11 protein-coding genes are annotated in these 9252 nt (G+C 52.2%); 5 read left to right on the plus strand and 6 right to left on the minus strand.

Annotated elements, in window-relative coordinates; genetic code table 11:
- Positions 1-453: 453 nt before the first annotated feature.
- Positions 454-1008, plus strand: coding sequence for a gamma carbonic anhydrase family protein (locus DBY68_RS21790; protein ID WP_108477159.1), 555 nt, complete (start codon positions 454-456; stop codon positions 1006-1008).
- Here the strand turns inward: DBY68_RS21790 and DBY68_RS21795 are convergent.
- From DBY68_RS21795 to dprA, 6 genes are read right to left on the minus strand one after another with little or no spacing between them, the layout of a single operon-like run.
- Entirely contained in the window at positions 984-1241 is a 258-nt protein-coding gene (locus DBY68_RS21795) for a DUF1488 domain-containing protein (protein WP_108477158.1), read from the minus strand. The two genes, DBY68_RS21790 and DBY68_RS21795, sit on opposite strands and share 25 nt — an antisense overlap.
- Positions 1238-2056, minus strand: a complete 819-nt coding sequence (gene aroE / locus DBY68_RS21800; protein ID WP_108477157.1) for a shikimate dehydrogenase — start codon at positions 2054-2056, stop codon at positions 1238-1240. Before aroE ends, DBY68_RS21795 begins: the two co-directional genes overlap by 4 nt.
- 3 nt (positions 2057-2059) lie before the next feature.
- The gene (gene tsaC, locus DBY68_RS21805) at positions 2060-2632 is read right to left on the minus strand and encodes an L-threonylcarbamoyladenylate synthase type 1 TsaC (protein ID WP_108477156.1); all 573 of its coding nucleotides are present in this window, start codon (positions 2630-2632) and stop codon (positions 2060-2062) included.
- Positions 2633-2636: 4 nt separating this feature from the next.
- Positions 2637-3179 carry a type I DNA topoisomerase gene (locus DBY68_RS21810; RefSeq protein ID WP_108477155.1) on the minus strand — a complete coding sequence of 181 codons (543 nt, stop codon included), beginning with the start codon at positions 3177-3179 and terminating at the stop codon, positions 2637-2639.
- 27 nt (positions 3180-3206) lie between these two features.
- A complete protein-coding gene (gene smg, locus DBY68_RS21815; protein WP_015962757.1) occupies positions 3207-3680 on the minus strand; it encodes a DUF494 family protein Smg in 474 nt (157 codons plus the stop codon).
- Entirely contained in the window at positions 3652-4776 is a 1125-nt protein-coding gene (gene dprA / locus DBY68_RS21820; RefSeq protein ID WP_108477154.1) for a DNA-protecting protein DprA, read from the minus strand. Before dprA ends, smg begins: the two co-directional genes overlap by 29 nt.
- Before the next feature lie 129 nt (positions 4777-4905).
- Between dprA and def the strand changes: the two genes are divergently transcribed.
- From def to trkA, 4 genes are read left to right on the plus strand one after another with little or no spacing between them, the layout of a single operon-like run.
- Positions 4906-5415, plus strand: coding sequence for a peptide deformylase (def, locus tag DBY68_RS21825; RefSeq protein ID WP_015962755.1), 510 nt, complete (start codon positions 4906-4908; stop codon positions 5413-5415).
- 14 nt (positions 5416-5429) lie between these two features.
- On the plus strand, positions 5430-6377 hold the full coding sequence (fmt, locus tag DBY68_RS21830) for a methionyl-tRNA formyltransferase (protein ID WP_108477153.1): 948 nt from the start codon (positions 5430-5432) through the stop codon (positions 6375-6377).
- Between the two features lie 53 nt (positions 6378-6430).
- A complete protein-coding gene (rsmB, locus tag DBY68_RS21835) occupies positions 6431-7720 on the plus strand; it encodes a 16S rRNA (cytosine(967)-C(5))-methyltransferase RsmB (protein WP_108477163.1) in 1290 nt (429 codons plus the stop codon).
- 21 nt (positions 7721-7741) lie between these two features.
- Entirely contained in the window at positions 7742-9118 is a 1377-nt protein-coding gene (gene trkA / locus DBY68_RS21840; protein ID WP_108477152.1) for a Trk system potassium transporter TrkA, read from the plus strand.
- Positions 9119-9252 lie beyond the last annotated feature (134 nt).

A 9252-nucleotide genomic window follows, 5' to 3' on the forward strand; every position in this document is an offset into this window, starting at 1 on the left:
GTGAATTAAACTTCGTAATGAATTACGTGTTCACTCAGAGACTTGGTATTCATTTATCGTCTTACGACGTTAAGAATCCGTATCATTGAGTGCCCACACAGATTGTCTGATAAATTGTTAAAGAGCAGTGCAACGCGGCGTGAAGCTCACCGTTGCGAGGTGCGCATAATACGCTTTCCTCTCTCAGAGTCAACCCTGATTTTCAGGATTTTTCTCTTCAACCAACTCGGCTGTTTGTGTGAAGTGATTCACATCCGCCGTGTCGATGGAGGCGCATTATAGGGAGTTTGCTTCTTAGCACAAGGCCTTTTTAGATCTTTTTTTCTGACTGCTGTTTTTTCAAACTTTTCGCTTTCTAACTGCGCAATTTGCTTAAATTTTGAAGTGAGAAACCGCGGAATCGAGGCAATAATGATCGTCTGTTCCCTAAACGATCGTTTTAAAGAGGTAAACATGGCCGCAGACTTACGCCATTATAAAGATCTTTTCCCCACCATTGGCGCTCGTGTGCTGATTGATCCCACCAGCGTGGTGATTGGCGACGTGCGAATTGCCGATGATGTCAGTATCTGGCCGCTGGTCGCCATTCGCGGCGATGTTAACTATGTTCAGATTGGCGCGCGCAGCAATATTCAGGATGGAAGCGTTCTTCACGTGACCCATAAATCAGCACATAACCCTGACGGTAACCCGCTTATCATTGGCGATGACGTAACAGTCGGGCATAAAGTCATGCTGCACGGCTGCACCGTGGGTAATCGGGTACTGGTCGGTATGGGCTCTATCTTGCTGGATGGCGTGGTGATTGAAGATGACGTCATGATTGGTGCGGGTAGCCTGGTGCCTCAGCATAAGCGGCTGGAGAGTGGCTATCTTTATCTGGGCAGCCCTGTTAAACAGATTCGTCCATTGAAGGCGTCTGAACTGGAAGGGTTAAAATATTCGGCCAACAATTACGTGAAATGGAAAGATGATTACCTGAATCAGGATAACCAGACCCAACCCTGATTATCTTCCTGCTGGTCACGGATAAGATCGCTGGCTTCCTCTTCCAGATCCCAGCGGTTTTCCTGAAACAACGCTAACCATACCTGAGGCGTTTCGCCGCCAAAGCGGGCGATCATCGTTTCGCGGCGAATGGCACACATTAACTGCATGCCCTGTACCAGCGCCGGAAAACAGACAGCGCACAGGTCGTCATCCCAATGCTCGCGGTCAGGAAACTGAATGGCCTGATTCATGCGCGCAACGCCTGCTTCATCTGTTCAATCACCGGTTCGATTTGCGGCAGCACGCCATGCCAGAGCAATACCGCATGCGCAGCTTGTCCCACCAGCATACCTAATCCATCGGCACACTGTTTTGCCCCATGCTGCTGGCACCAGGCGAGGAAAGGTGTATCCCCTTTCTGGTAAAACATGTCGTAGCAATAAAGAGAAGGATGGATCAGCGATGCCGGGATCGCTGGGATCTCACCATTAATACCGCTTGATGTTGCATTGATAATTAAATCAAACTCATGCCCTTCCAGCGCATCCAGCCCCAACGCCTGGACGCTGCCCGTATGCGCAAAAAGCTGTGCCAGTTCTTGCGCACGGGAAGCCGTACGGTTGGCGATGGTGACTGAACAATCCATCGAGAGCAACGGCAGCAAGACTCCGCGCGTCGCGCCCCCCGCTCCCAGCAGAAGAATTCGCAGCCCCGGTCGAATAAAAGAGAGACGTTCAAGGTCGCTCAATAAACCAATGCCATCGGTGTTATCCCCCAACAAACGCCCGTCTTCCAGTCGCTTGAGCGTATTAACCGCCCCTGCCAGGGCAGCGCGCTCGGTCAGTTCATCTGCCCGGGCGAACGCTTCTTCTTTAAAAGGTACGGTGACGTTCGCCCCCTTCCCTCCTTGTGCAAAGAACGCGTTGAGCGTGTTAACAAAATCATCAAGTGGCGCCAGCACGCGCCCATAGGGATGAGTAATGTTCAGCTGCTGCGCAAACTGTTGATGAATAAAAGGCGATTTACTGTGCGCAATCGGGTTACCAAAGACGGCATAGGTTTCCATGAGTTACCCCTGGCGGAAGAGTTCGCCCGTCAGGGCGTCACGGATTTCAGATGGATTGAGTCGACCACCGGTCAACGCATCCACCACCGGGAACGCATCGCCAAACTGCTGGCGAACTTCCTCTGTCGTGCGACATGGCGGCTGACCGGTGAGGTTTGCGCTGGTCGAGACCAGAGGTTTACCGTAAGCATTACAAAGTTCAATGACCACCGGATGATCGGTAACGCGCACGGCGAGGGAATCAAAGCGCCCTGTCAGCCAGGCAGGCGTTGTGGCTTTAGCCGGGAACACAAACGTGACCGGTCCAGGCCAGCAGGCAAATACTGCCTCACGCTGCGCGGTAGTTAACGCGGTATCATCGATATACGGTTCCAGTTGTTCGAAGCTTGCCGCAATCAGAATCAGCCCTTTTTCAACCGGGCGTTGTTTGAGTTCAAGCAGGCGATGTACGGCGATTTCACTGTCAGGGTCGCAACCGACGCCAAACACAGCTTCGGTTGGATAAGCGATGACTTCTTTATTCTTCAGAGCGATAACCGCACGCTGTACGGCTTCTGATGGCAGGTTATTATTCACTGATTTATTCCGCCGGAATCGGCTTTCCACATTGTTTACTGGCACAATAGCGCTTCAGGCCATGCGCCGTTTTCTTTTCGATGAGTAACGGGTAATGACACTCAGGGCACTCGCCCGCGACAGGGGTGAAGTTAAGCACAAACTGACACTCCGGATAGCGATCGCAGGAGTGGAACGTTTTGCCATAGCGTGAACGGCGCTGAACCAGATGCCCTTGCTGGCATTGTGGGCAGGCGATGGCTGTTTCATCAGGTTTATCGATAAGTTCGGTATGCTCGCAGGCCGGATACTGGCTGCAACCAATAAACATCCCAAAACGGCCCTGGCGAAGCGCGAGCTCGGCACCGCATTCCGGACACAACTGCCCCTCCAGAATTTTGACGATATGTCCATCCGCCTGACTCTTCAGGGGACGGACATAGTCACACTCTGGATAATGGGAACAACCAAGAAACGGCCCATGCTTGCCGGATCGTATTACCAGTTCAGCCCCGCACTGCGGGCAGGGCTCGTTTTTACGCACTGTAAAGAGTGCTGATTTGGCCATAACAACTCTTACTGCTGCACCATCGAATTAGTGCAGCATACCTTCATTCACGTCGAAGAGTAATTCTTCCATTTGTTGATACGCGTTTTCACACCCCGGAAGATTGAACAGAACCATCAGAATTACCCATTTGAGATCTTCCAATTCGAACTCTGCAGTATCCAGAGCCATCACGCGTTCAATCACCATTTCTCGCGTTTCGAGGTTTAGCACCTGAATTTGTTCCAGGAATAACAAGAATCCCCGACAACTGGCATCCAGTCTCTGGCTCTCTTCCGCCGTAAAAATGCGAACAGAAAGCGGATCGGAAGCTAACTGCATCGGTTCGACAAGCCCTTCCTGATAATCAGCGAGCTTCTCGAGCCACATCAACGCGTTGAAAATGTCCTCACGTTCAAAACCTGCTTCGGTGAGATCCCGTGTCAGTTTATCCTGATCCACGCGCATTTCAGCTTCGTTATGGATGTAAGTTTCAAACAAGTACAGTAGTACGTCGAACATGGCATGCCCTCCTTAATCGGACATAGCCGCCGGGTACAGCTGCGATCCATCCTGCTAACTCCAGTTCGAGTAGCTGAGCCACGGTCACTGGCACAGGTTGGCCGGCACGTTCAGCGACGACGTCAACAGGTGTTACCTCATCTCCTACGTTAGCCAGGAGCTCAGGAAATGGCAATGCTACAGAATCCTGATCTGGTGAATATTTTGACGTATCCTGCGCATTTTCAGACTGAAAAAGCGCAATTTGCCCTGATTCAAGAATATCTTCAGGTGTTGTGACTAACATCGCCCCCTGCTGAATCAACCAGTGCGGCCCCTCACAGCCAGGGTTACCGAGGGGCCCGGGAATCGCATACACCTCTCGCCCCTGCTCCAGAGCGCAACGCGCCGTCACGAGGGAACCACTTTTCAATGCCGCTTCGACCACCAGTACACCGCGACTAAGGCCGCTAATAATGCGATTACGCCGCGGGAAATTATGCGGCAACGGCGTCATCGCAAGGGGAAACTCCGAGACCAGCGCCCCACCTGACATCACAATATCCTCCGCCAGTTGGCGATGCCGATGCGGATAGATGTGACTTAATCCATTACCCAATACGGCGATGGTTTTGCCCGCCATACGTAATGCGCTACGGTGAGCAATCGCATCAATACCCAGCGCAAGGCCACTGGTAATGGTCATGCCCTGCAGCGCGAAGGCCTCGCAAAATGCGCGCCCCCATTGCTCACCGTACCATGAGAAATTTCGGCTACCGATCACCGCCAACTGACAAGTACTCAGTAGCGGCAAATTGCCGCGCACAAAAAGCGCTGCCGGATAATCACTAATGGCTCGCAGCGCCGTAGGATAGTAAGGAGAATTGGCCAGCAAAAGATGATTATCAGGCTGCGAGAGCCAGTGCTCACTTTCGCTAACCTCTTGCGTAGTCATTGAAAAAAAACGAGCCGCCTGCTTCGCGGTTAGCCCGATATCACGTAAGTTTTTCAACGTAACGGTTGGCTCCCGTATCAGGGCCTCGGCGATGTTTTGCATCTTGTCGCCGTATAGATCGTTTATCTTTACCAAACGAAGCCATATCTCTGTAGGTGACATCCTTTTCCCCTTGCCACAAGCGGCATCAGCAATCTTTGCGATTGGTCACTGATGCTGTCAATTGGAGGGGGTTTTGTCTAGAATAGAGGTAATATTCTTTCCAACTCCTGAACAGAACTCTGGAGATTTATGGCAGTCTTGCAAGTGTTACATATTCCGGACGAGCGTCTTCGCAAAGTCGCTAAACCGGTTGAAGAAGTAAATGCAGAAATTCAGCGTATCGTCGATGATATGTTCGAAACCATGTACGCCGAAGAAGGTATTGGCCTGGCGGCAACGCAGGTGGATATCCATCAGCGCATTATCGTCATTGATGTTTCTGAAAATCGTGATGAGCAACTGGTGCTGATCAACCCGGAGCTGCTGGAAAAACACGGCGACACCGGTATTGAGGAAGGTTGCCTGTCGATCCCCGAACAGCGTGCCCTGGTGCCGCGTGCCGAGCAGGTAAAAATCCGCGCGCTCGACCGTAACGGTAAAGCGTTCGAACTTGAAGCAGACGGCCTGCTGGCTATCTGTATCCAACACGAAATGGACCACTTAGTCGGTAAACTGTTTATCGATTATTTGTCCCCGCTGAAACAACAGCGTATTCGTCAGAAAGTCGAGAAACTGGATCGCCTGAACGCGCGTGCCTAAGGATAAGGAACAACGTGTCTGATTCACTACGTATCATCTTTGCGGGTACCCCCGATTTTGCAGCGCGTCATCTTGACGCGCTGTTGTCGTCTGAACATCAGGTCGTGGGCGTATTCACTCAGCCCGACCGCCCGGCGGGACGCGGCAAAAAACTGATGCCGAGCCCGGTAAAAGTGCTGGCCGAAGAGAAAGGGGTACCGGTATTTCAGCCGGTTTCACTACGCCCCCAGGAAAACCAACAGTTGGTTGCCGATTTACAGGCCGATGTGATGGTCGTGGTGGCCTACGGGTTAATCCTGCCAAAAGCTGTGCTCGACATGCCGCGACTGGGCTGCATTAACGTGCATGGTTCCCTGCTGCCACGCTGGCGTGGCGCGGCACCTATTCAGCGTTCGTTGTGGGCTGGCGATACTCAAACTGGCGTCACTATCATGCAGATGGACGTTGGCCTTGATACGGGTGATATGCTGCACAAGCTCTCCTGCCCAATCACCGCCGACGATACCAGCGGTAGCCTGTACGATAAGCTGGCCGATCTGGGCCCGCAAGGGCTTCTGCATACGCTGGCTCAACTCGCCGCGGGTACCGCTAAACCGGAAGTTCAGGATGAAGCGCTGGTCACTTATGCTGAGAAACTCAGCAAAGAAGAAGCGCGCGTCGACTGGTCACTCAGCGCGGCACAGCTTGAGCGCTGTATTCGCGCCTTTAATCCGTGGCCGATGAGTTATATTGTGATTGATGAACAGCCAGTGAAAATCTGGCAGGCGTCAGTCATCAATACTCCAACAAACGCAGTGCCAGGAACCATTCTGGAAGCCAATCGCCAGGGTATTCAGGTTGCGACGGGCGAGGGAATTCTTAACCTTCTCTCTCTGCAGCCGGCGGGTAAAAAAGCCATGGGCGTGCAGGATCTCCTGAATTCACGCCGGGAGTGGTTTATTCCCGGAAACCGTCTCGCCTGACGGTCACTCTCTTTTTAAGCCCGGTGTCGCCGGGCATTTTTATTTTTGCGGTTATGAAAAAAAACATTAATTTACGCAGTCTGGCAGCGCAAACCGTCGAGCAAGTTGTCGAGCAGGGCCAATCATTAAGTAACGTTCTGCCTGCAATGCAGCTGAAGGTATCCGATAAAGACAAAGCTTTGCTTCAGGAGCTCTGCTTTGGTGTACTTCGCACGCTTTCTCAACTGGAATGGTTCATCCATAAGCTGATGTCACGCCCGATGACGGGTAAGCAGCGAACGGTTCACTACCTGATTATGGTCGGTCTCTATCAATTGCTGTATACGCGTATTCCGCCACATGCCGCGCTGGCGGAAACGGTAGAAGGCGCTGTGGCGATTAAGCGCCCGCAGTTGAAAGGGTTAATCAACGGCGTATTGCGTCAATTCCAGCGCCAACAGGATGAACTACAGGCCGAGTTTTCACAGACCGATGTTCGTTATCTGCATCCCTCCTGGCTGGTGAAACGCATCAAACAAGCCTATCCGCAACAGTGGGAAGCTATTCTTGAGGCGAACAATCAGCGCCCACCAATGTGGCTGCGTGTGAACCGTAATCATCACACGCGCGACGCGTGGCTTGCGCTGCTGACTGAAGCAGGATTAACCGGCTTCCCGCATGCGGAGTATCCTGACGCCGTACGCCTTGAGACACCGGCACCAGTACATGCGCTCCCCGGATTTGATGAAGGTTGGGTCACCGTTCAGGATGCCTCCGCACAAGGTTGTATGACGTATCTGCAACCCGAAAATGGAGAGCAGATCCTCGACCTTTGCGCAGCGCCGGGCGGTAAAACAACACATATTCTGGAAGTGGCACCAGAAGCCAATGTGATGGCCGTTGATGTGGACGAAAAACGCCTGTCGCGCGTCTATGACAACCTGAAACGTCTGGGCATGAAAGCGTCGGTGAAGCAGGGCGATGGCCGTTTCCCGGAGCAATGGTGTGGTGAACAGCAATTTGATCGCATTCTTCTTGATGCGCCCTGTTCAGCAACGGGGGTCATACGTCGCCATCCGGATATTAAGTGGCTACGCCGCGATCGCGATATTCCAGAGCTGGCACAGTTACAGGCTGAGATCCTCAACGCGACCTGGATGCACCTTAAACCAGGCGGCACGCTGGTTTACGCAACCTGCTCTATTCTCCCGGAAGAGAACAGCCAGCAAATTGCTGCATTCATGCAACGCACACCGGATGCCGTGTTGAGTGAAACCGGCACACCAGAACAGCCCGGTAAACAGAATTTACCAGGCGCAGAAGAAGGTGACGGCTTCTTTTACGCTAAGCTAATCAAAAAATGATGAGATAACGGGTCGCGACTGATGAAAATTATCATTCTGGGCGCAGGTCAAGTAGGCGGAACGCTGGCAGAAAACCTGGTCGGAGAGAATAACGACATCACTATTGTGGATACCAATAGCGAGCGTCTGCGTGGTTTGCAGGACAAATTTGACCTGCGCGTCGTTCAGGGCCACGGCTCTCATCCACGCGTGCTGCGTGAGGCCGGTGCCGATGACGCCGATATGCTGGTTGCCGTAACCAGCTCCGACGAAACCAATATGGTGGCCTGTCAGGTCGCCTATTCCCTCTTTAATACACCAAACCGCATCGCACGAATTCGCTCCCCCGACTACGTACGTGACGCGGAGAAACTGTTCAATACTGACGCGGTGCCTATCGATCACCTGATTGCGCCAGAGCAACTGGTTATCGATAACATCTATCGCCTGATCGAATACCCAGGCGCGCTGCAGGTGGTTAATTTCGCTGAAGGAAAAGTGAGCCTCGCGGTGGTAAAAGCCTATTACGGCGGGCCGCTGGTGGGTAATGCGCTCTCGACCATGCGCGACCATATGCCGCATATTGATACGCGTGTCGCGGCTATTTTCCGTCACGACACGCCTATTCGCCCGCAGGGTTCAACCATTGTGGAGGCAGGCGATGAAGTATTCTTTATCGCGGCATCCCAGCATATTCGCGCTGTCATGAGCGAATTGCAACGTCTGGAAAAACCGTACAAGCGCATCATGCTGGTCGGCGGCGGTAACATCGGCGCAGGTCTGGCGCGCAGGCTGGAAAAAGATTACAGCGTGAAGCTGATCGAGCGCGATCAACAGCGTGCCGCCGAACTGGCAGAGAAGTTGCAGAATACGATCGTCTTCTTTGGCGATGCATCGGATCAAGAGTTGCTGGCGGAAGAACATATCGATCAGGTTGATCTGTTCATTGCCGTCACCAACGATGATGAAGCGAACATTATGTCCGCGATGCTGGCCAAGCGGATGGGTGCGAAAAAAGTGATGGTGTTGATCCAACGCCGCGCCTACGTTGACCTTGTTCAGGGGAGCGTGATTGATATCGCGATTTCGCCACAGCAGGCCACCATTTCCGCCCTGTTGAGCCACGTGCGTAAAGCCGATATCGTCGGCGTTTCTTCCCTGCGTCGCGGTGTCGCTGAAGCCATCGAAGCCGTTGCCCATGGTGATGAAAGCACTTCGCGGGTTGTCGGTAGAGTCATTGATGAGATAAAACTCCCACCGGGTACCATCATCGGCGCGATTGTACGCGGTAATGATGTCATGATTGCCAATGATAATTTACGCATTGAGCAAGGGGACCATGTAATTATGTTCCTTACGGACAAAAAATTTATTACCGATGTCGAACGATTGTTCCAGCCAAGCCCCTTCTTCCTTTAATTACAAAAGGCGTTCTCAGGAACGCTTTTTTATTAACCCTTTATTATTTAAGGCTAAATTTGCACAGCTGAATTATTGTTAATAATGGAAATTACATAAACATTTGTTAAACTTATAAACGTCAGCTGGCACAA

The sequence above is a fragment of the Pseudocitrobacter sp. RIT415 genome (assembly GCF_003057695.2).
Lineage (GTDB): Bacteria > Pseudomonadota > Gammaproteobacteria > Enterobacterales > Enterobacteriaceae > Pseudocitrobacter > Pseudocitrobacter faecalis.

Excerpts from the sequence above, each read along its gene's own strand:
- DBY68_RS21790 (WP_108477159.1), top strand. The coding sequence starts at position 454 with ATGGCCGCAGACTTACGCCATTATAAAGATCTTTTCCCCACCATTGGC.
- DBY68_RS21795 (WP_108477158.1), bottom strand. The coding sequence starts at position 1,241 with ATGAATCAGGCCATTCAGTTTCCTGACCGCGAGCATTGGGATGACGAC.
- aroE (WP_108477157.1), bottom strand. The coding sequence starts at position 2,056 with ATGGAAACCTATGCCGTCTTTGGTAACCCGATTGCGCACAGTAAATCG.
- DBY68_RS21810 (WP_108477155.1), bottom strand. The coding sequence starts at position 3,179 with ATGGCCAAATCAGCACTCTTTACAGTGCGTAAAAACGAGCCCTGCCCG.
- smg (WP_015962757.1), bottom strand. The coding sequence starts at position 3,680 with ATGTTCGACGTACTACTGTACTTGTTTGAAACTTACATCCATAACGAA.
- dprA (WP_108477154.1), bottom strand. The coding sequence starts at position 4,776 with ATGTCACCTACAGAGATATGGCTTCGTTTGGTAAAGATAAACGATCTA.
- def (WP_015962755.1), top strand. The coding sequence starts at position 4,906 with ATGGCAGTCTTGCAAGTGTTACATATTCCGGACGAGCGTCTTCGCAAA.
- rsmB (WP_108477163.1), top strand. The coding sequence starts at position 6,431 with ATGAAAAAAAACATTAATTTACGCAGTCTGGCAGCGCAAACCGTCGAG.
- trkA (WP_108477152.1), top strand. The coding sequence starts at position 7,742 with ATGAAAATTATCATTCTGGGCGCAGGTCAAGTAGGCGGAACGCTGGCA.